We start from the raw sequence: 24,557 nt of genomic DNA, 5'->3' as shown, positions 1-24,557 counted from the left end.
GTTTTTCAAGGAAAATTCATTTATTTTTTGACATTTTTTCAAAAAATAAATGAATTTTTTTAAATTTAAAATAAAATTACTTTAAATATGAATCTAATAAATTTACACACAAGAAGCGAATATACATTTTTATCATCAACAATCAAATTAGACTCACTAATTGATTTTGCGCTAAAAAATAATCTAAAAACATTGGCTCTAACTGATTTTAACACGATGTTTGGGGTTCCAAAGTTCTACAAATTATGTAAGGAAAACGGGATTAATCCTGTAATTGGCCTTGAAATTGAAATTGAAAAATTTCACTTTATTTTGCTTGCAAAAAACTATCAAGGCTATGTTTTTTTGTCGACAATCTCGACCAAAAAAACAAAAAATGAGGACATTTTTCTTGGCGACTTGCAAAATCAAAATGACATAATTATTATTGACCACCCCAGAAAAGGGTTTTACTTTCAAAAAAAGGTGCAATTATCAACTTTTTTAGGACAGAATAATTTAAAAAACTACTATATTGTCGAAAATAATCCCAAAATTAGCAATGCAATTTATGTCCAAGAACGAAATGTGCTTCATGCATCAGAGAAAATTTATTTAGAAGCGCTTTACAAAATCAAAGGCGAAATTTTTGATGCTAGCCAAAAATTGTACGATTTTGATGACTGAGAAGTTGAAATTGAACCTGAAATTATCAAGAGAACAAACGGGCTTGTTGAAAATATTAAAATTGAATTTCCTAAATTTGGGATTAATTTGCCAAATTTAGACCAGACTGGCCAAAGCGATCCTGATATTATTTTAAAAAATGTTTTAAGAGAAGGAATTAACAAAAAAAAGGCAGAACTTGAAAATTACAACTGAACCCCAAGGTTGCAATATGAATATAAAATAATTTGTGAACTAAAATTCAGTAACTATTTTTTGATAATTTGAGATTTACTTAAATGAGCTAGAGAAAATAATATTCTAATTGGTCCAGGTCGAGGTTCGGCTTCTGGATCGCTTGTTGCTTATTTATTAGATATTACCGCCGTTAATCCTTTAAAATATAACCTAATTTTTGAAAGGTTCTTAAATCCTAAACGAATTTCAATGCCCGATATTGACATTGATATTCAAGATACACGCCGAAATGAGGTAATTGATTATCTTTTTCAAAAATACGGCCCGGAACATTGTGCGACAATTATCACTTTTTCGACACTTGCGGCAAAAAGTATTTTTCGCGATATTTCAAAAGGCTTTGGTATTCCTGAGGTTCAAATTAATAAAAACGCTAAATTAATCAGTGCAAATACGACACTAGCTCAACTTTATCAAAATACTAAGTCCGAATTTTACAAACTAATCCAAAAAGGCGACAATTTTCAAGGCCAAGACAACAGCGCTATTTACAAAAAAATCTATGAAATCAGTGTCTTTTTAGAAGGAATGCCCCGCCAGTCATCAACTCATGCAGCTGGAATTGTTCTTTCAAAAAGACAAATTTCTGAGCTAGTTCCCCTTCATTATTCAAAGGAAAATCTTAATCAGATTCAGTATTCTGCTGAATTTATTGAAGATTTTTCACTTTTGAAAATTGACCTTTTAGGTCTAAAAAATTTAACTATTGTGGCAAATATTCTTGCCGAAATTAATAAAAAAGGTCACAATTTGCAATTTAATGAGCTTCCTATCTATGATAAAAGTGCAAATAAACTTTTATCTGAAGGAAAAACAAGCGGAATTTTCCAACTTGAGTCGCCTGGAATGACAACAAGTATTAAAAAAATCGGCGTAAATTCAATTAATGATGTTGTTGCGGTAATTTCTCTTTATCGACCTGGACCAATTAAGCAAATTCCGACCTATGCAACAAACAAAGAAAGCAAAAATTGACCTAAATATTTCCCTGAATATGACAAAATTCTTGAATCAACTTTTGGAGTTATTATTTACCAAGAGCAAATTATGGAAATTTGTCAAGTTGTTGCAGGTTTTGATTTGGCTCAGGCAGATATAATTCGTGTTGCTATTTCCAAAAAAGATGAATCAAAACTGGAACAAATTAAGAAACATTTCCTTGAAGGAGGTGCTAAATTAGGGCGTGATCCTAAATTAGTGGCTGAAATTTATGATAAAATTTATGAATTTGCTGACTATGGTTTTAATAAAGCCCACGCGGTTGCCTATGCAAATTTAGCCTATAAAATGGCTTATTTAAAAGCTAAATTTCCCCTTTATTTTTTTGCTGAACTTATTTCAAATGAAAACGGAGCTCAGGCAAATATTAAAAAATATGTTGCAGAAGCAAAAAATTTTGGAATTCAGATTTTACAGCCAAATATTAACTTTTCTTCCCACAAAGCGACTTATTTTGAACAAAATAACAGGATTTATCTTCCACTTTTAATGATAAAAGGTCTTGGAGCAATCGCAATTAAATCAATTATTGACGAGCGCCAAAAAAATGGAAAATACAAGTCTTTCCTTGATTTTATAAGGCGAATGAAAATAATTAATTTTTCAAAAGTTGCAATTGAAAAATTAATTTATGCAAATTCACTAAAAGAATTTGCAAATCAAGAAACATTAGCTCATAATTTAGATTTACTTTGAAATCATGCAACTTTAGTCTTAACTGACAAAGACGGAAATTTGGTTGCCCTTGAAAATAATAGCGAAACTGAATCAAATTTGCTTGAAAAACTACCTTATAATGAAGATGAAAACTACAATAATGAAATAAAATATCTCGGAATGTCTTTTATTGAAAAAAAACAGACATCGGTTACAAATCAAACTCCACTTAAAGATTTAAGACCTAATAATGAATATTTATTATATCTTGAGTTAAAAAATGTAGAAAAACGCGATGTAAATAATGGCTATATACTTTATTATCTAACTCTAACAGATGGAGAAATGAAAATCGGTGTCTATTCAAAAAATTCGTATTATTATTCCCTTGAATTAGGAAAAACTTATAAATTTAAATTACTTCTAAGAAATGATGGAAAATATTCAATAAAAAAATAATTACAGAATAAAGTTGACAACTATGGATAAAAAAATTTTACTAATTGATGGAAATTGACTTGCTTTTAAGTCATTTTTTGCTGGATACTACGGAAATCAGCTAGTTAATTCTAAAGGTGATATGACTTTTGCAATTCATATTTTCTTTAATACTGTTTTTAAATTAATTAAACTTGTTGAGCCAAACAATATTTATTTTGCATTCGATTTTGGCTCAACAACCAGTCGTCACCAAAGCTATCCTGACTACAAAAAAGGTAGACAAAAACCACCTGATTCTTTATTTCTTCAAATAAATATAATCAAAAAAATCCTTAGTTTATCAGGATTTTTTTGATCTCAAGACAGCGAATTTGAGGCTGACGATTTAATTGCATCTATGCAAAAAATAATAAGAAATACCGATCCTGAAACAGAAATTTTCATTTTTAGTTCAGATCAAGACTTACTACAATTAGTAGATAAAAAAACAACTATTATTAATAAAATTAAAAATGATTCTATTAATGCAGTTAATTTGGAAAATTTTCACCAGAATTTTGGGATTAATCCTGACCAAATTGTTGATTTTAAAGTTTTAGCAGGTGATAGTTCTGATAATATTAAGATAATTGATGGTCTAGGAGCAAAAGGCGCAATAAAATTACTTGAAAAACATAAAAATGTAGATAACATTTTAGAAAATCTTGATAAAATTAGTGCAAAATTGTCAAAACAGATCGAGGAAAAAAGGGACAAAATAGTGTTTTTTAAAGATTTTATTAGATTAAATTATGGTGCTAAATTTAATTTTGATATTTTTGAGAGTTTAAATATCAAAATTTGTCCTGATTTACTAGAAATTTTAAACGAACTTGAGTTAAAAAAAGTTAGTGATGCTCTAATTGAATTATCTAAAAGGAAAATTGATTAACAAAATTTAATCTAAAATGAAAAAAGCTATTTTATTCCCGCTTATTTTTGCGGGATCGGCAGCAGCTATTGGCGCTGGTGCATATTTTATTTATAATTCATCTACCGGAGAACAAACTGGAAAGGGAGTTATTATAAATAAAAGTCAAACATCGCCTAGGAAAAACTTATCCGCTTCGGTTGATGAGACTCAAAAACAAGATCAAAATGAACAAAAAACTCCAGAACCTGAAAAAAATCCGCAAGACGGTAATATCCAATCAATTCGCGTTGGTTTTTGAAACGTTTTAAATTACACAAATAAATCAAAAAATCCAAATAGTGCAAAAACTTATGCTCTTGCTAATGTTATAAATTCTTCTGGAAGTGATGTTGTTGGTCTTGCCGAAATTACTACAACTGGTGATGGGACTGATATTGTAAAAGATCTTGAAAAATTAAACCCTTCCGCTGGTTGAAAACAAATAACTACTGACAAATATGGGAAAACAAACCAACAAGAAAAATACACTTTTTTATATAAGTCTTCGCTTCTTGAAACAATAAATTTTGAAGGAAATTCTAATCCATACTTAATTCAAAACGGTACAAATTTGACATGAGCTCGACCGGTCGCGGCTGTTAAATTTAAAACTAAAACTAATATTAAAAATGATTTTACTTTAGCAATTGGCCATTTTGATGCGCCGGGTAATAAAAGTAAAAGTCGTAATGAAAAAGCTGATTCTGAAGCTCGTGATCAGGGTGAACAAGAAGCAAATGAAGCTCGTGATTTAGTTAATGTTTTAACTGAAATTGATAAAAAAGATGGCCCAAATAATGAAATAATCTTCATGGGTGATACAAATATTCGTGGTGAAAACACGGAAAAATTATTTAAGTCAACATTAGAGTCATACCAATCGCTCCTTAATAAAGATGAAAAAACAAGTTTATCTTCTAAAGATTTTGGTGAATATGCAAATTCTTATGACAAAATTTTTTATAAAGGTGATTTAAAGACAAAAAACGCACAAAAATACGACCTGTATTCAATTTTTGAGAAAAAAATAGTCGATTTAGAAAAATATGACAAAATGCGAAAACAAGATAATAGATCAACAAAGTATAAAGTCGGAGATCCAAAAGATATAAATAGAATTAGGGCGATTTCAGACCATACAATGGTTTATTTTGATCTTGAATTAAGCGAATCTGACAAAAACTAAAATAGATAATTTTTCTCGATTAATCAAAAAAAACCTATGAATTCCAGCGTTTTTCCTCAAATATTAGTGCTTTGATAAAAAATCCAACCTTAATTTATTGTGGTTTACATAATTATGCTTTTATTGCTTTTTATCAAGACCAAAAAGCGCAAATTCGAATAGCAAAAAATAATTTTGTTGATTGACAAAATGAAAAAAAATTTCATTCAAAATGATCCAAATTTTCTTTTGCACCAAAAGGGAAATTACATTAAAAAATGGATTGAAGGACAAATTTTAGATTCAGAAAACTTGGATTTTTATATTAAAAAGTTATTCACTAAACTTTCAAAGTTTCACCACAAAAAATTAAAAAATTAGTAAATTTAATTGACAAATTGTCGAAATTACGATGAAAAATACAAAAAAAGATCAATTTGATCCTTAAGTAATTTGTCATAATGATTTACAGTTTAAAAATATTATCGTTTCTAAAACAATAAATTACAAGAAAAATATAAAAATGTAGATAACATTTTAGAAAATCTTGATAAAATTAGTGCAAAATTGTCAAAACAAATTGAGGAAAAAAGGGACAAAATAGTGTTTTTTAAAGATTTTATTAGATTAAATTATGGTTCCAAATTTAATTTTGATATTTTTGAAAACTTAAATATCAAAATTTGTCCTGATTTACTAAAAATTTTAAACGAATTTGAGTTAAAAAAAGTTAGTGATGCTCTAATTGAATTATCTAAAAGGAAAATTGATTAACACAAATTTAATCTAAAATGAAAAAAGCTATTTTATTCCCACTTCTTTTTGCAGGATCGGCCACAGCTGTTGGCGCTGGTGGATATTATATTTATAGCACATCTACCGGAGAACAAACTGGAAAGGGAGTTATTATAAATAAAAGTAGTCAAACATCGCCTAGAAAAGACTTGTCTGCTTCGGTTGATGAGACTCAAAAACAAGAACAAAATCAAGAAAACACGCAAGAACCTGAAAAGAATGTAGAAAAAGACTTGTCTACTACGGTTGAAGAGACTAAAAATCAAGAACAAAATCAAGAAAACACGCAAGAACCTGAAAAAAATGTAGAAGCAAACTTGTCAGCTTCAGTTGAAGAGACTAAAAAACAAGAACAAAATCAAGAGCAAAATCAGGAAAAATCCTCAGGACTTGAAGAAAATGTAGAAAAAGACTTTTCTACCTCGGTTGAAGAAACTCAAAAGCAAGAGCCAAATCAGGTAAAAAGCCAGGAACCTGAAAAAAATTTAGAACCAAACTTGTCTGCTACGGTTGAAGAGACTAAAAAGCAAGACCAAAATCAAGAAAAAACTCCAGAATCTGGAAAAAATGTAGAAAAAGATTTTCTCACTTCGGTTGAAGAGACTAAAAAGCAAGACCAAAATCCAGATAAAACTCCAGAATCTGAAAAAAATGTAGAAAAAGACTCGCCTGCTTCGGTTGATGAAGCTCAAAAGCAAAAACCAAACCCAGGAAAAAGCCAAGAATCTGGAAAAAATCTGGAAAAAGAATCACAAACCTCGATTGACGACACTAAAAAGCAAGACCCAAATCCAGAAAAAAGCCAAGAATCTGAAAAAGATTTGCAAAAAGATAATAATCAATCCATTCGCGTAGGTTTTTGAAACATTCTAAAATACACAAATAAAAAAAAGTCAAATAACGCCAAAACTTATGCTCTTGCTAGTATTATAAATTCCTCCGGAAGTGATGTTGTTGGACTTGCTGAAATTACTACAACTGGTGATGGGGGTGATATTGTAAACGTACTTGAAGAATTAAACCCTTCTGCTGGTTGAAAACAAATAACTACTGACAAATATGGAAAAGAAAACCAACAAGAAAAATATACTTTTTTATATAAGTCCTCGCTTCTTGAAACAATAAATTTTGAGCCAAAATCTAATCCATACTTAATTCAAGAAGGTACAAAATTGACCTGGGCTCGACCAGTAGCGGCTGTTAAATTTAAAACTAAAACTAATATTAAAAATGATTTTACTTTAGCAATTGGTCATTTTGATGCCCCAGGTAAATATAATGGGAAAAGTAATAAACGTAAAGAAAATGTTGATTCTGAAGCTCCTGGTCAAGGTGATCAAGAAGCAAATGAAGCACGTGATTTAGCCAATGTTTTAGCTAAAATCGACGAAAAAGATGGCCCAAACAATGAGATAATTTTTATGGGTGACACAAATATTCTCACTAAAAACACCGAAAAATTATTTGAGTCAACATTAAAGTCATACAAATTGCTCCTTGATAAAGATGAAAAAACAACTTTATCTTCGAAATTTGGCGAATATAAAAATTCTTATGACAAAATTTTTTATAAAGGTGATTTAAATACAAAAAATACAAAAAATGCAAAAAAATACGACTTGTATTCAATTTTCGATAATAACATAGTCGATTTAGAAAAATATGACGAAATGCGAAAGCAAGATAAGAGACCAACAAAAGATAAATCCCGTAATCCAAAAGATATAGAAAGAATTAAGGGAATTTCAGATCATACAATGGTTTATTTCGACCTTGAATTAAGCGAATCTGACAAAAACTAAAATAGATAAATTTTCTCGATTAATCAAAAAAACCTATGAATTTCAGCGTTTTTCCTCAAAATATTAGTGCTTTGATAAAAAATCCAACTTTGATTTATTGTGGCTTGCACAATTGTACTTTTATTGCTTTTTATCAAGGTCAAAAAGTACAAATTCGAATAGCAAAAAATAATTTTGTTGATTGACAAAATGAAGAAAATTTCATTCAAAACGATCCAAATTTTCTTTTTTACCAAAATGGAAATTACATTAAAAAATGGATTGAAGGACAAATTTTAGACTCAGAAAACTTAGATTTTTATATTGAAAAGTTATTCACTGTACTTTCAAAGTTTCACCAACAACAAAATCAAAAAATTACTAAATTTGATTGACAAATTGACGAAATTGACGATGAAAAATACAAAAAACTAGTTCAAAAATATCAATTTGATCCTCAAGTAATTTGTCATAACGATTTACAGTTTAAAAATATTATTGTTTCTAAAACCAATCTTTATTTTATTGATTTTGAATGAGTTAGGTACAATGACCCTTATTTTGATTATGTTTCTTTCCATCTAAATTTAGGAATTTCCGCTGATAAAATCATTGAATTTTTTGGTCTGAACACTGAAAAATTCAATGATTTTATATATTTATACAAGATTTTTACAGACTTTTGAAATAAAAAGTGGTATGTTTAGAGTTAATTTTACCAACCTGTTTTTATATAAAAATTTAAATTTTTAAGCTGATTTTGATAGTATTTTTTCTTATTTTTTAACTTATTTTTTAAAATTATCAATTAAAAAATAAGTTAAAACACTTACATTTTTTGCTTTTTATGGTAAAATTTTAATGTAACTTGTCGGAGAAAAAATATAATGTCAAAAGATTATCAAGCTGAAAATATTGTTGTTTTAGAAGGTCTAGAAGCTGTTCGCAAACGACCTGGAATGTATATTGGTGGAACCGGAATTAACGAATTACACCATTTAGTTTGAGAAGTTGTTGACAATGCTGTTGATGAAGCGCTTGCTGGTTTTGCATCTAAAATTACCTTAACAATTATAGATGACAATACAATAAGTATTGAGGATAACGGGCGTGGAATTCCGGTTGGAATTCACCCAAAACATGGTGTTTCGGCTGCTGAAGTTGTTTTTACCGTTCTTCATTCAGGTGGAAAATTTGATGGAAAATCCTATAAAGTTTCTGGCGGACTACATGGAGTTGGCGCTTCTGTTGTTAATGCCTTAGCTAAAAATTTAAAAGTTTATATTAAACGCGAAGGCAAATTGTGGTTTCAAGAATATGTAAATGGCGGTCAAAAACTTGCTGATTTAAGTCCAATTGCTGACTTGGAAAAAAATGAAACAGGAACAACTATTATTTTTCAGCCCGACTTTGAAATTTTGGAAAAAAATAATTTTCAACTTTTAACAATCGTAAATCGTATTAAAAACACAGCCTACTTGACTCAAGGAATCGAGTTTGCAATTATCGACAAAAGAAACGGATTTAATCAAAGTTTTTGCTATAATGGCGGAATTCGTGATTATGTTTCTGATCTTAGCAAGGATTTTGAAAAAGTTAGTGACAAAATCATTTATGCTGAAGGTGAATTTGAACATAATGATGAAATTATTAAAATCGAGGTCGCCCTAAATTATATAAGTGAAGATCACGAACAAATTAAATCATACACAAATAATATTCACAATATCGAAGGTGGAACTCACGAACTGGGACTGTCAGACTCACTTTTAAGAATTCTAAATAATTATGCAATTAATAATAAATTTATTAAATCTGAAGCTGATAAATTTGACAAACAAGATATAAAAGACGGCCTAATTGCAATTATTTCGGTTAAACATACAAACCCTATTTTTGAGGGTCAAACAAAAGCAAAACTAAATAACAAAGAAGTTCGTCCACTTGTAAACAAAACTCTAAGCACTGTTCTTGAACGGTTTTTAGCTGAAAATCCAGAAAATGCCGATAAAATTATTAAGAGAAATCTACTAGCTCAAAAAGCAGCTCGGGCAGCTAAGTCTGCTCGCGAAGCAGTAAAGCGTAAATCAGCCTTTGATGTAGGAACTCTTCCAGGAAAACTTGCTGATTGTTCAACAAAAGATCCCCAAATCGCCGAATTATATATAGTTGAGGGAAACTCAGCTGGCGGGAGCGCCAAAATGGGTCGCGATCGTAATTTTCAAGCAATTTTACCTTTGCGAGGAAAAGTGATTAACTCACAACGCTTTCAACTTGAAAAAGTTTTACGCAATGAAGAAATTATTTCAATGATCACCGCTTTTGGTACTGGAGTTGGTCCTGAATTTAATATTAGTAAAATTAGATACCAAAAAATTATAATAATGACTGACGCTGATTCAGATGGATCTCATATTCGCTCATTACTTTTGACATTTTTATTCCGTTATTTTAAAAAGTTAATTGAATATGGTTTTGTTTATATTGCAATTCCACCGCTATACAAAATTTCTTACAATAAAAAGATCGAATATGCCTATAATGATGCAGAAAAAGAGGCTATTTTAAGTAAAATTAGTGGTGAAAATCCTAAATTTACTATCCAAAGATACAAAGGACTTGGAGAAATGAATCCTGAACAACTTTGAGAAACAACAATGGATCCAAAAACCCGTCGAATGACACAAGTTCAAATTCATAATATCCAAGAAGTAGCACAAATTTTTGACTCACTAATGGGCACAGACGTAACTTTGCGTAAAATTTTTATCGAAGAAAATGCCCAATATGCAAAAATTGACATTTAATTTTTTGCATATTGTCAAAAAAAGAAATAAAAGCTAGAAGTAATTTTTCTAGTTTTTATCTTTTTTTACGAGCTTCCCTGATGGACTAAACAGCAAAAATCATAAAAAATACAACTACTATTTAAACTCAATGTAAATAGAAAACTCGTTTTTATTTGCAGCGAGCCTAAAAAAACATATGAAGTTTTGAAAGAACAATAATTAAAAGCCTTAAATTTGTAGATTTCTAAACGGTCAAATTTAAGGCATACCATCATATTTAAAAATATAATGGAAAATTCGCATTTTCTGATTTTTTACAGCAAAAACATAACTAATTCCTCCTTAATTCAATATCAAAATTTATTAATTATTCTTAAGTGAGATTTATTATAACATAATTTTATTTTAGACCAAACATTTTTTTTTTTTTTTGCAAAATCTTAATTTTAAAATAATAAAGATTAAGGTTTTAGTCAAAAAACACGGATTTACGGGTATTTTTGCATATTTATATCAACTGAAAATTGAATTTTTGCCATGAAACTGTCAAACTCAGCTCCTTTTTTTTTTTTTTTTAATTGAAAATTAGTATAATTACTATGTATAATTATGAAAATAAAATTAGTTTATAATTTAAACTATTTATTTTTTTATTTTTAGTACAACATAGGAGGTTTCTATGAATAAATCATCAAAATCCAAAACCCTTTTGCTAGCAGGGGGGATTTCGGGACTTATCGGAGCTGGTATTGTCGGCCTAACCATAGGTCTTACAGTAAATATAAAATATAATTCTGAAAATCCAAGAACTCAAGTAAATCAGTTTGCATCTCGTGTTTCAAATTTGGCCTTTAATTTAAATGCTTTTAATGCTGATTCAGATTATAAAGACGTAAAATCAGCGCTTTTAGATGAAAGCAACAAAATTAAAAATGCCGAAAATGCGCTTGAATCCTTTTCTTTTTTTGAGAAAAAGGGTGGGAATTTAGAAAAATTAGACTTTTCTGACTCAGAATTTTCTGATGCAAAAATTAGTTACCAAATTCTAGAAATTCTCCCAGATGATGCTAACCAAAATTTTAAAGTTAAATTTCAAGCTAGCCAAAAATTACAAAATGGCGATGTTGCCAAATCTGACATTTATGAACAAGTTGTTTCTTTTGTCAAAGAATCAACTATTTTAATTGCCGAATTTAATTTTTCCTTACAAAAAATTACCAGCAGACTTAATCAGCAAGTTCAAAATTTAATTTCTGCTAGAACCGCCAATTTTGCTGATCAAAATTCAGCTAGTTCAAATCCAACAGATCCTAGCACAATTAGACCAGTTGATTTTCAACATGACCTAAATAAATCAAAAGACTCAAAAGAATTTGGTGAAAAAATTAGCTCTTATTTTCCTTCACTTAAGAATTTATTAGCTAGCCTCAAAAACTCACAGGAAAATAAACTTCCAAATTCAATGGATACAATTTTTAATTTTGATTTTGCCCGTGATAAGTCAACCGGTCAATTTGTTAGTCTTCAAAATCAAGTTCCTTCATTTTTTTTAGAGGCAAATCTTACTTCAAGCGCTAGACAAATGCTTGACTCAAGTTCAAGTTTTTCTACTGTTGTAAATGCAATTAAATTAGAAAAAAACGATAAAAGTTCTTATTTTTTAAATTATTCAGATTTTTTTGATAATTTAAGTTTGAAAAATTTAACAAAAACAGACTTTAATTCAGAAATGGGCGACAAACTGGCTGTTGAATTTTTAGCCCAAATTAAATCTGGATTTTTTAGCGATCCAGCTCAGCGCTCTGAGAGTCTAAAGTCAGAAATTTTAGATCTTTTAAAAGACAAAGAACTTGCTTTTAGTTTTGGTAACTTTGGTCAAAAGTTCAAAAATCACAACTCAAGTCAAGCTCTTAAAGTTTCATTTGATCCATTAGAAGCAAAAATTGATGAAAGCGATAAAACTAAAGTTTTAATTCCTTATACAATTTCAGTTAATAGCCAATTTTTCATGCCAAGCAATTCTCCACTCGAAATTAGTCAAAAAACTGGAACTCTTGAGATTAGCGGACTTAAACAATTAGAAAACTTAGGCGAGTTAAATAGCGATATTTTTAAAACACGCTTTTTAGAAGGACTTGGAGAAAAAAACAAACAAAAACAGGCAGTTTTTGACCAATATGGTGCAGGAATCAAATCATCTGCACGTAAGGTTGCAAAAGAAGAAATTGATGCTCTTTTTAAAGACAGTCCAAAAACCAATGAAATTCGCAATATTTTAGAACGTAATTACGATTTAGACTTTAGACCTTATATTTCTTTATTAGATTCTTGAGTTGGAAAAATTAAACACCCAAGTTTATCTGATATTAAAAGAATGACCAAAGACGGGACTCAATCAACTAGAAATGCTGGAGTTTCAAGTATTGAATCTCGTAATTTTTTCCGTGATGGACACCAAGTTGCTAGTTATTTCCAAGATTTACTAACAAAAGACAGAAAAACTTTTTTGGAAACACTTTTTGAACTTACTAAAAAATGAGGACTTATTGGTGAATCAAGTCAAATACCTCAAAGTCTTTTAGATTCTAAAGACAATATTTTTGAAGAAGCAAATAAAATTAGTTTGACTACAACTTCAGACGATATCAAAAAACTTTCATTCAATACTTTGTGAAGAGACAGCGAAGGTATCGGTTTTTATGGAACTTTGGTTCTGCCAACAAAAATTAAAACTGAACTTGAAAGTAAAAAGGATGACTCATCAATTTTTGACTTTCTAAAAACTCAAAAAGTAACAACTAAAGAAACAAGTGGGTCTGCAACTGATACAGAAAATTATGCCAAATTTGAAAAATTTGGCGATGTTTTATCAGCATTTTTCCTAAAAGCTGGTCAGTTTGACAACTTTAAGTCTTGGGCAAAACTTGATGACAATTTAAAATATACACTTGAATTTACCAAGGAAGCTGAAGAAGAAAAAGATGGACTTTCTAAAAAAATTGAAGAAGTAAGCAAAGAAAAAACTGAAGAAGAACAGAAAAAAGCTGAAGGTGCACAGGATCAAGGCAAAAAAGCTGAGGGCGCACAAAACCAAGGAAAAAAAGCAGAGGGCGCACAAAACCAAGGTAAAAAAGCAGAGGGTGCTCAAAACCAAGGCAAGAAAGTTGAAGGTGCTCAAAATCAAGGCAAAAAAGCTGAAGGAGCTCAAAACCAAGGCAAAAAAGAAGAGAAAGTTTTACCTGTTAAATTTAGCTTCAAACTTGAATCCAACGATGGAAGTATATTAAATGTTAAAACTCCAGAAATAAAAGCATTTCTAGAACTCGAAGATGAAACTGTCTATAAAAATAGAAAAGAAATTAATGAACTAGATAGTGCCGTTATTAAACTTCAAAGCCAATTTAGAGAAACCAGTCTTGACTCAGACAGTTATTCAAAATTAACTTTCCCAAGAGCAGAAGGCTCACAAAATCAAGGTAAGAAAGTTGAAGGAGCTCAGAACCAAGGGAAAAAAGCTGAGGGAGCGCAAAATCAAGGTAAAAAGGCTGAAGGAGCTCAGAATCAAGGCAAAAAAGCAGAAGGCGCTCAGAATCAAGGCAAAAAAGCTGAAGGTACTCCAAACCAAGGTAAAACTGAAGACACAAGCCTTAAAAGTTACCTTCCTGAATTAGGAAAAAGAGTTGATGAATACCTCGAAACTCATTTTAAAGATAAAAATTATAAAACCCTAGTTGAATCAATTTCAGACTCATTTGGCAAAACTACTAAAGATCTATTTTTTGTTTTAGTAAAAGATGAATCTAGTTCTAGTTCAGGTACAGAATCATCCGGAACTACAGCAACTCCTCAAAAAAGATCAACTCTAAGAGTTAAAATTACTATTAGTAAAACTGAAACCACCTCAACAGCAGCAGCGACTGTCAGTAGCAGCAGCTAAATAATTTTCAAAATAGGAGAAAAAAATGAAACTATTAAAAAAGCCTTTTTGATTAGTATCAACAATTTTAGGATCAGCAATTGCACTAAGCGCTGTTATTGGGATCCCGCTGGGTCTAAAAGCGTATAATAATTCTTATTATTCATTTTTAAATGAAAGCCCAACAGAGCACGCCCTTGCAAATACAGGTAGTGTTTCAAGCGAACAATTTAGTACAATTGTCTCAAATTTAAAACTAAATCCAAATATTGCTAATATTTCAGCAAAAACTGCACTTGCAGCAGCCAAAAGTAGACTTTACCAATTTGATTTAAGTTCAGGTTTTGATTTTGGCGATCTAAAATCAAAAGACTATCAAATTAGTTTTAATTTTGAAAATGCCGTTGTTGAAGGTAATTCAATTAAAAATGTTGTAGTTTTTGCTCGTTCAGAAAAAGAACAAATAACTTATTCAAAACAAATTGAACTCAAAGGTTTTGCAGCTAGTGATCAAGCCAGCGGTGATCTTGATAAATTTCAAGTTGATGAGTCAAAATCTTTTATTGATGTCTCAAGAAGCAATCTTTTACAAAAAGAATTTGAAAATAAACTAAAAACAAATTTCCAAAAATCAACAAGTATTATCAATAATTTTTCCAAACTTGAAAGCTCACTGGCTACTTCTGGGGCTAGTCTTAGTCTTTATAATTCTTTAGATGAGCCGATTTTCTTGGATAGTGATTATAGTCTTGAAGCTGTTGTTGGCTCAAAAAACCAATTATCTTTTACAGAAAAAGATAAAAAATTATTTTTAGATGTTAATTTAGTTAATAAAAAAGATAACAAAACTAAAAAATTAAGCCTTGAAATTCGTGGTTTAATTGATCCTGATGAATTTAAATCAACTCTTATGACTTGACTTCAAGATCATTTTAGCGGAAACATTAAAATGAAAGAAGTCCTTCAAGATGCACTAATTAAAGACAAAACCACATTAGTTGATTTTTTATACAATAAAAAATCAGGAACAGATACTGAAGAAATTATTAAAAAACCAGTTAGTGAACTTTTTGAAATTGACTTAAGCCAATTAAGTCCAAGAACAAAATTCGGGACTTTTGATCTCAAAATTGAACCAAAACTTTTTGATGCAACCAAAATTAGCCAAGCTGATCAACAAAAACTTCTTAAAGATAAAAAAGTTCGCTTTGAATTTGATATTAACTTTAGTCGTCAAGATAGCGAATTAGAACAAAAAATAACCGTTTATCTTGATGTAGTTGTTGATTTGAATAAATACGAGCAAGCCTTAGGTCAACTTCTTGGATCAGTAAATTCAGTTCAAGAATTTAGTCTCAAAGATCAAAGTGGACCAAGAACACTTTCAACTAATGAAATTAAAGAAACAGTAGACGAACTTTTTGAACTAGCAAAAGCTAACGAGAATCTAGAAAATCCTAGCGATGAAGTTGTTACAAAAGTATTTTTACTTGACAATGGTAGATTCCCAACAAGCAAAGAAATTACAAAATCAAAGCAAGAACTTAAAAAAGTAATAGAAGAAGCTAAAGCAAAAGCTAGCTCAATTAGCTCACAATCTGTAAATGTTTCTAATTTTGCTGAAGAAGAATCGAGCGGGGGTAGTGGTTCAACTGGTGACTCAAATACTGATTCAGCTTCAGGTGGCGGTTCAACCCCTGAACCAGCTCAAAAAATTGGAACTAATGTTTGGACAACACTAAATACAGCTTCAATTTATAATCTTAGTGATGCAAAAGTTGAATACCAAATTGATGTTAAAGAAGATCACCAATTAGTTTTTGACTTTAAATTAGTTTCAACCAATGATAACTCAAAAGTTCTTGCTTCTTCCCAAATTGTTGTTAATAATGTTATTAACTCTGAAAAATCAGCTTATGACATTATTAAAAAATATAATCCCTCCTTATTTTTAGATCCAATTAGTTTAGAACTTAACGAAAAAGCTGGTAAAGTTGATTTAGTTGATCCTGAAAACAAAGGACTAGCTTTCCAATCTGAACAAGCAAGAAGAACCGCTGATGGTCTTGAGCTTACAAAACCTTTGAAATTTCAAAGTATTCAACCTGAAGGTTCTAAAACTGAGGAAACAAAAGTTGAGCCAACTAAAACTGAAGCGACAAAAACAGAGGCAGCAAAACCGGTAGCAACAAAAACTGAGGCTACAAAAACAGAAGCCACTAAACCTGTAGCCGTAAAAGCAGAGGCTACTAAAACCGAAGCAGCTAAGCCAAAGGTGTCTGCAAAACCATTTTCACGTATCGATTCAGGTGTGCTTTATTTAGCTTTTAGTGCAAAAGGTATTTCTGATGGAAAACAGCATTATCTTTTATCGGATAAAGATGGAAAAGGGATTTTTATCCAAAAACTTGAATCAAAAAAAAATCAAAAACCAGTTTATGTTATCGGAATGGATTATAAACAATTTGAAAATTATTCTTCCTTCACTCGGGTTTTTGGCGACAGAAGTCTCGGATTTAGTGCCTTTACTCAATTTTTTGGTGGTTATGCCAATAAATTAAAAATTGTTGATAAACAACAAGTTCTAGTTACATCAGGAATTTCTAGAACAAATGCAACCCCAGAAAATAGACCAACAACTCTCAAACCATCTTCACGCTTGCAGGATTCAGCTGCTGCTGTTGGTTTATTTCCTAACGATAAATCAACCAAAATACTTTATAAAAAAATTGAATTTTTTGTAAACGATAATAAATCACAACCAACAGTGCCAGCAATTAATGACACTGCAAATAACGTCTATTTTAGTCAATCTTTTTACTCACCAAAAGAAGATGTTGATGTTGAAAAAAATAAACATTTAATTGAAGAGGATGCAAATCTTTTATTAGAAATAATAAAAACACCTTATTTAATAACTTTAAGTCTATATTCTTCCAACACTCAGGATCCTAAAAATTACAAAGAAGTAGGAGATGTTATTTATAATATCAACCCTTCAAAAATCTGAACCCCTTACCCAAACTTCTTTAATTTAGATTGAGCTCAAATAGGTCCAGTTGAACCAGCTGCAACAACTTCAAGAGGGACAACGTTTGAAGGCCAACCTCAAACTATCGACTCTGGTAAATCTCAATCTACAATTACATTGAAAGCTTTAGCTGTTTTTGATAATCGTGATTTTGCAGAAGGTAAAACTGCTCTTGCTCGTCAAGAAATAGTTGATGCATTTATTGATGCTTACATTAAGAAATAGTTTTTATTAAAGTTAATCAAAAAAACCTATGGATTCATAGGTTTTTTTGATTTTTAGGAAAGAAAAGTTATTTTCCCGAGTTTCCTAGCTTGATGAGATCATATTAAAAAAGTTCCTAGTTTTGGGCACCTTTTAACTTTTTCGGTAAAGTCAGGAAAAATAACTATCAAATCAAAAACACTAAATTTTAAATCTAACACTCATGAATGCAAAATCAACTTATTAATCAAATAAAGCAAACTAAAAAAGCTAAAATTTTAACTTAAAAAGCAAAATTATGAAATTTTTAAACTACTTTTTTAGTTTAAAACACTAACAAAAATCATAAAAAAATACAACTACTATTTAAACTCAATTTAAATAGAAAACTCGTTTTTATTTAAATTGAGCCTAAAAAAATATATGAAGTTTTGAAAGAGCCATAATTAAAAGCCATAAATTTGTAGATTTCTAAACGGTTAAATTTAAGGCATTTCATCATATTTAAAAACATGATGAAAAATTCGCGCTATCAGAGCGCATTAGACAAAAAACATAACTAATTCCTCCCTAATTCAATATCAAAATTTATTAATTCATTCTTAGTGACTCTATTATAACAGAAATTTTTTTTAGACCAAGCATTTTTTTTTTTTTTTTACAAAGGGCTGATTTTAAAATAATAAAAGTTAAGGTTTAGGTCAAAAAACACGGATTTTAAACTAGGACAAAAAAAATTAACACTAAGGTGTTGGCTTTTTTGTCCGAGTTTAAGGAGAAAGCTAACACCAAAAGTGTTAGTTTTTTTAAATTTTCAAATGCAACAAAAAGGGAAATACTAATGTCAAGACACTTTAAAAAAGACGAGTTTGATATGATTTATAAAATTTACAATGAATTTGGATTAAAAAAAACAATAAATTATATAAATGATATTTCGCCAGATACAAATTTTACAACCAGAAGTCAACTAGTTCGAAGAATCAAAAAAATTATTCGGTATTATAATAATGGTATGCAAGATCAATTATTAGATAAAAAGGGCGCGAGGAGAAAGCCAGGGAGTGGCAAACCTAAAAAACAAATTGAACCCGATTGAAACGAATTTACAAAAGAAGAATTAATAGAAATAGCTAAGAGATATTACGAAACCAACAAAAATAAATTAAAATCAGGAAAACTTAGTGAAGCCAAAACACTAAATATTGCCTACAGCAAATCTGCAAAAATTTTTAATGTATGCAGACAATCAGTGGCAAAATCTAAAACTAGAGTTATAAAAGTAAAAGAGCACAAAAATGACGCAATAATTAAAAAATCCTTTCTTGATAACAAAGGTAGATATGGTCGCCTAAGGTTGAGTGCTTATATTTATATAAAATATAATATTTACATTCACCCTCGAAGTCTTGGAAGACATTTAAAAAGATTGAATTTAGTATGCAAAATTAGAAAAAAAAGAAGAAAGAGCGAAATTAAGAACACCAAATTCGCACTGCCGGATATTGTTAAACGCGACTACAATGATAAATTAAATAGGAATATTTTTGCTACTGATGTTACATATATAAAAGCTCCCAGAGATGTTAAGGAAAACCATGTATTTTTGTCTGTAATAATTGAGCATAAAACTAAAAAAATCAGAGATTTTAAACTATCTGTAAGCAATGATCTTAATTTAGTTATGGATAATATAAAGACATTTAGGTCTATAGATAAAGATTTTGTTATTCATTCAGACCATGGATTTCAATACACTTCAAAAGTCTATATTGACAAAATAAATAAAATGGGAGGAACTGTTTCGTTGTCTCGCATAGGAAATTCTTTGGATAATAGGGAGGCTGAATATTGATTTTCAATTATAAAAAGTGAATGCTTAAACGAGTTAAACTACAGCAAAATAACTTTTGAAGATCTGAAAAAAATAATTGCAGATTATATATTTTGATACAACAACTATAGAATTCAATCAATTTTAAATTGAAAAACACCACAGCAATATGCTATGATGTTATAATAATATTAAACTGTTAATTTTTTTTGTCCTAGTTTATTTGTCGGTATTTTTACATACTTATATTCACTAAAAAGTGAATTTTTGCCATCAAACTGTCAAACTCAGGATAGTTTTTATTAAAATTATCAAAAAATCCTATGGATTCATAGGTTTTTTTGATTTCTGAAAAAGAAAAAGTTCAGAATTCTAAAATCAAACTTATATTTTTTATCTCTAAATTTATTCTTTGCTACAAAAAAATTTAAAAATGAGTGTAAATTTGACCAAAAATTACTACCATCTTTAGATTAAAATCATCATCAACAATAACAAAATTTGCCTTTTGGCCAACTTTGACTATCCCAAAATAATCTAAAAGATTGTTGGCTTTTGCAACATTATACGAAGAGCAGAAAACAATTTCTTGCCATGAAAGTTTAAGGTTTTGCTTTAAATTTTTGAGAATACTAAGATAGCTCATACCACTTCCGGCGATTTGTTGTGAATTTTTCAAATAAAATAAATCGCCTTTTTTCTCAGTTTCTAAGTCTCCTAAATTATAAAATCCGTCTTTAAGTCCTTTTTGGGCAAGTGAATCTGAAACAGCAATTCAATTTTCCTTTTTAAGATTTTTTATTGTAAATTTTAATGTTGAATTTCTAATATGAAGTCCGTCAGTAATTAGCTCAACAAGAAAATTTCTAGGTAATTTTGATTCAAAAATTAGGTTAGTAAGTGATTGACTTCTATGATCAAAATTAGAACTGCCATTAAAAAAGTGAGTGAATCTACGGTAGTTTTTTAATTCATGATCTTTTTCAAAGTCAAAACAATTTGAATGGCCAATTGCAAAATTAATTGACTTATGATAAAAATCAATTAATTTTGCCGAGTTTCTTTCAGGGGCAACTACAACTGTAATTTTTTTAGCAAATTTTTTTGCTAAAAAATCAAAATGAAAATTTTTAGCCGAAATAATTAGATTTGGATCATGAGCACCCTTTTTTTCAACAGAAATAAAAGGCCCTTCTAAATACCAATTTAGCAAAAAATATGGATATTTTTTAAGTAAAATACTAAAAAACTCAGAATTTTGTTGAATTTTAGTCCAAGATTGAGTGACTGTTGTTCCAAAAATAGCCGCTACACCTTCAAATTTATGTAATTTTTCTTTATACTCAAGAAAATTCTTTTCTCAATCTGGACTAGAAAAATCCTCAAATGAAAAACCATAACCACCATGAGTGTGCGAATCGATAAAAGCTGGTAACAAAATGTTATTTTTGCAATCAATACCTTCAAAATCGGTATTTCCACGTCCTAAATTGACAATAGCTCCGCACTCATCTAACTCAATTCAACCAAAAAATTCTTCTAAATGGCTTATAATTCTTAAATTTTTGTATAACATTTTTTAAATTTGCCTTTATTTTTTAAGCTATTTTTAAAATACTTGAATTTTTAAATAATTGTATCACTATTTAAAAAATTAGTAGAAAAATTAACAAAAGTCGTCCAATCAAAATCACCGATAAAAAACTAGTTGTTTTATTTTTTTCTACTAATTTAGTCTGGTTTTGTGCACTTTTTTAACTTTTTTGGCAAAAGTTAATTACCTATTTTAAAACACTGGCAAAAATAATAAAAAAATACAACTGCTGTTTAAACTCAATGCAAATAGAAAACTCGTTTTTACTTACATTGAGCCTAAAAAAAATATATGAAGTTTTGAAAGAACAATTAAAAAAGCCATAAATTTGTAGATTTCTAAACGGTCAAATTTAAGGCATACCATCATATTTAAAAATATAACGGAAAATTCGCATTTTCTGATTTTTTTATGGCAGCATCATAACTAATTCCTCCTTAATTCAATATCAAAATTTATTAATTCATTCTTAGTGAGGTTTATTATAACAAAATTTTTTTCTAGACCAAACATTTTTTTTTTTTTTTTTGGAAAAGGGCAACTGTAAAATAATAAAAATTAAGATTTTAGCCCAAAAAACACAGATTTACCGCTATTTTTGCGTATTTGTATTCACTAAAAAGTGATTTTTTTGCAATCAAACTGTCAAACTCGGGAAATTCTTCCTAAAAACATAAAGTTGCAATTTTTAGGACTTTAAATCCAGCAATTTTAATGTACTTAAATTTGTCCTCAACTCTAAATTTGTATTGTTTCATTTTGACAAACCTTTTTTTAATGCGTCTTAAATTAATATACTAACTTTTTTTACTTTCTTATACTTTTTTTTACTTTTTTTTTTTTTTTGTCTGTTTTGATAAAATTATAATTGAGCAAATAATAATAACAACTTTTATTTGCTATTTTAAATTGGAGAACATTAAAATGAAAATATTAATTTTTGAAAAATTAACTGACCTACACAAATATTGTGCAGACCTTTTTATTGAACAAATCAAAACAAAACCTAATTCAGTTTTAGGTTTTGCAACCGGAGTTTCGCCAATTGAAACTTATAAACTTTTAATTGAAGACCACCTGCAAAACGGGACTTCCTGGGATAAAATTACAACATTTAATCTTGATGAATTTGTCGGAATTGACCAAGATCATCCAGAGGCATTTATCAAACAAATGAAAACTAATTTATTTGACCATGTTAATGTTCCAGTCTCCCATATTAATATTCCTAACTCAAAAGCGGTAGATCTTGACCAAGAAGTAAAACGTTATGAGCAAAAAATCGCTGAAAATCCGATTGATTTGCAATATATTAGCATCGGAGTCAACGGGCATATGGCCTATAATGAACCTGGAACACCTTTTGACTCAAGTACTCATGTTACTAATTTAACAGATGAGACAATTATTGATATGGTTAAAAAAGGGAAATTTTCCGACTTTGACGAGTGTCCAAAACAAGCAATGACAATGGGAGTTCAGACAATTTTAAAACACACAAAAAAAGCAATTATGGTTTCTTTTGGTTTGCATAAAGCCGGCGTTACAAAACAAATGTTAGAAGAAAAGCCTAATTCAGAAATTACTGCTTCTTTTTTACAGTTGCATCCAAATTGTACTTTTATTTTAGACAAAGAAGCTGCCTCTAAATTATCAAAAGAAACACTTGATAAAGCAATTTTTTACTAAAAAAAAATTGAAAGGTTTTTAAATGACCGCTAAATTTTCTGGTAAAATTAAAAAAATTACTCCAAAACAAAAATCACATAAATCAGAAAATTCGGTTTTCAATCGGATTTTAAACCAATTACAACGGCTTGGAAAATCACTTATGTTTCCAATTGCAGTTTTGCCAATCGCTGCACTTTTATTAAGAATTGGCGCATTAATTCAAGATCCTTCGGCAAATGGTTCTATTGGAATTTCCGAGGCACAAAAATTTATCGGGCGACTAATTTCAACTCCAGGTGGAATTGTTTTTGATAATTTGGCAATTATTTTTGCAATCGGAATCTCGTTTGGTTTTGCCAAAGATAATCGCGGCGAAGCCGCACTTGTTGGTGCTGTTGTCTGATACGGAATGACAGCACTTTTAAAACAAAATCAGCTTGCTGAAGCAATTTATTCAAAAGTTTTAGTGGCCGAATCAGGCGAACTTAAAGGACTGACGCAACTTTTGTATTTCCTAAAAGCTGGCAAGCCCGTCTACCAGTTAGACTCAGGGGTTATTGGCGGTATTGTTGTCGGAATTGTTGTTGCGTTTTTGTATAATAAGTACAAAAACGTTAAATTACCCCAGACTCTTTCATTTTTTGGTGGTCGAAGATTTGTGCCAATGTTAGGAATTTTATCAATTATTCCGCTTGGTTTATTTTTTGCAATTATTTGACCTTGGGCTCAATATGGACTAATTAAAATTGGCTCAGCCCTTTCAGATCAGAGTGCAAATCGTTATGCCCGGGGATTTTATGTCTCAGTTTATGCATTTCTTAATCGACTTTTGCAGCCTTTTGGACTTCATCATATTTTAAATACTTTTGTTTGATTCCAATTGCCAATTGAAGGTGTATTAATTAGTCCTGTTGTTGATTCAGTGGGAAAAACTATTGCAAATGCTGGTGATATTCATACTGTAAATGGAGATATAACTGCATTTAATACCGGAATTATTGGTTCTGGTGGATTTACAACTGGATTTTTCCCGTTATATTTAGGTGGACTTCCTGGTGCTGCTGTGGCAATGATTTTTGCCGCAAAACGGGAAAATCGCAAAACAATTACTACATTTTTGGCAGGTGCAACACTTGTAAGTTTTCTCACTGGAATTGATGAACCCTTAATTTTTACTTTTATTTTTATTTCACCACTTTTATGACTTTTAAATGCTTTTCTTACTTCATTAATTTATATGTTCGTAACATGAACTGGAATGAGTATCGGAATTGGATTTAGTGCCGGATTTATTGACTATATTGTCTCTTTCCCACGTTCTTGAGCCTTTGCAAAAACTAGTGGAATTTTGGCAAATCCACTATGAATTTGGGCATTTTCAGCAATAATGTTTTTAATTCAAGGCTCAAGTTTTTACTTTTTCATTAAAAAGTTTGATATTAAAACCTTAGGTCGCGAAGACAAAATTGAAACTGAATTAAGCACTAATAATGAAAATTTAGAAACTGACAGTACTAAAAAAATAGACCCGCATAATGAAAATATAGCTAAAAACACTGATAAAGTTAGTGACAAATATGAAAAAATGGCATTAGACTTTATTGAAATTATCGGTAAAGAAAACATTGAAGAAGTCTCAAATTGTGCAACAAGACTGCGACTTATTGTTAAAGATAATAAAAAAGATGAACATTTAGATGCAAAAATTCTTGCAGCTGGTGGTCGAGGAATTGTTCGTGTTGGCAATAAAGGTTTACAAATTATAGTTGGCACTGATGTTGAATTTGTTGCTGATCACGTTCGCAAAATAATAGGAAAATAATAG

General features: G+C 29.7%; 14 protein-coding genes. 13 read left to right on the top strand and 1 reads right to left on the bottom strand.

The features are described 5' to 3' along the window. The first annotated feature begins 87 nt into the window (after positions 1-87). The 11 genes from dnaE (at position 88) to V3255_RS00815 (ending at position 19,653) form a co-directional block, all read left to right on the top strand. On the top strand, positions 88-3,018 hold the full coding sequence (dnaE, locus tag V3255_RS00865) for a DNA polymerase III subunit alpha (RefSeq protein WP_333503801.1): 2,931 nt from the start codon (positions 88-90) through the stop codon (positions 3,016-3,018). 22 nt (positions 3,019-3,040) lie between these two features. Then, positions 3,041-3,931: a 5'-3' exonuclease gene (locus V3255_RS00860; RefSeq protein WP_333503802.1), complete on the top strand. Its 891-nt coding sequence runs from the start codon at positions 3,041-3,043 to the stop codon at positions 3,929-3,931. 16 nt (positions 3,932-3,947) lie between these two features. Continuing rightward, complete coding sequence (locus V3255_RS00855) at positions 3,948-5,138, top strand: endonuclease/exonuclease/phosphatase family protein (RefSeq protein WP_333503803.1); 1,191 nt, start codon at positions 3,948-3,950, stop codon at positions 5,136-5,138. Between the two features lie 189 nt (positions 5,139-5,327). Next, positions 5,328-5,498, top strand: coding sequence for a hypothetical protein (locus V3255_RS00850; RefSeq protein WP_333503804.1), 171 nt, complete (start codon positions 5,328-5,330; stop codon positions 5,496-5,498). 186 nt (positions 5,499-5,684) lie between these two features. Then, positions 5,685-5,891 (top strand): hypothetical protein, encoded by a 207-nt coding sequence (locus V3255_RS00845; RefSeq protein ID WP_333503805.1) that lies wholly within the window; start codon positions 5,685-5,687, stop codon positions 5,889-5,891. Between the two features lie 17 nt (positions 5,892-5,908). Further along, complete coding sequence (locus V3255_RS00840) at positions 5,909-7,714, top strand: MnuA family membrane nuclease (protein WP_341516276.1); 1,806 nt, start codon at positions 5,909-5,911, stop codon at positions 7,712-7,714. Positions 7,715-7,749: 35 nt separating this feature from the next. Continuing rightward, on the top strand, positions 7,750-8,400 hold the full coding sequence (locus V3255_RS00835; protein WP_332976623.1) for a phosphotransferase: 651 nt from the start codon (positions 7,750-7,752) through the stop codon (positions 8,398-8,400). A 180-nt stretch (positions 8,401-8,580) separates the two neighbouring features. Beyond that, positions 8,581-10,500, top strand: a complete 1,920-nt coding sequence (locus tag V3255_RS00830) for a DNA gyrase subunit B (protein WP_333503807.1) — start codon at positions 8,581-8,583, stop codon at positions 10,498-10,500. A gap of 661 nt (positions 10,501-11,161) precedes the next feature. Further along, positions 11,162-14,419, top strand: coding sequence for a P97 family adhesin (locus tag V3255_RS00825; protein ID WP_341516275.1), 3,258 nt, complete (start codon positions 11,162-11,164; stop codon positions 14,417-14,419). A gap of 25 nt (positions 14,420-14,444) precedes the next feature. Next, positions 14,445-17,654 carry a P110/LppT family adhesin N-terminal domain gene (locus V3255_RS00820; protein WP_341516274.1) on the top strand — a complete coding sequence of 1,070 codons (3,210 nt, stop codon included), beginning with the start codon at positions 14,445-14,447 and terminating at the stop codon, positions 17,652-17,654. Between the two features lie 820 nt (positions 17,655-18,474). Continuing rightward, the gene (locus tag V3255_RS00815; protein ID WP_341492024.1) at positions 18,475-19,653 is read left to right on the top strand and encodes an IS3 family transposase; all 1,179 of its coding nucleotides are present in this window, start codon (positions 18,475-18,477) and stop codon (positions 19,651-19,653) included. A gap of 241 nt (positions 19,654-19,894) precedes the next feature. Here the strand turns inward: V3255_RS00815 and V3255_RS00810 are convergent, their stop codons facing one another. Then, entirely contained in the window at positions 19,895-21,043 is a 1,149-nt protein-coding gene (locus tag V3255_RS00810; RefSeq protein WP_337892317.1) for an amidohydrolase family protein, read from the bottom strand. A 942-nt stretch (positions 21,044-21,985) separates the two neighbouring features. Here V3255_RS00810 and V3255_RS00805 point away from each other — a divergent pair. Beyond that, entirely contained in the window at positions 21,986-22,750 is a 765-nt protein-coding gene (locus tag V3255_RS00805) for a glucosamine-6-phosphate deaminase (protein WP_341516273.1), read from the top strand. Positions 22,751-22,772: 22 nt separating this feature from the next. Next, positions 22,773-24,554, top strand: coding sequence for a PTS transporter subunit EIIC (locus V3255_RS00800; protein WP_341516272.1), 1,782 nt, complete (start codon positions 22,773-22,775; stop codon positions 24,552-24,554). Positions 24,555-24,557: the final 3 nt, after the last annotated feature.

The sequence above is a fragment of the Mesomycoplasma ovipneumoniae genome (assembly GCF_038095975.1).
Taxonomy (GTDB): domain Bacteria; phylum Bacillota_I; class Bacilli_A; order Mycoplasmatales; family Metamycoplasmataceae; genus Mesomycoplasma; species Mesomycoplasma ovipneumoniae_C.
The sequence above is the reverse complement of the archived record's forward strand: the minus strand, read 5'-3'. Positions and strand labels throughout refer to the sequence as shown.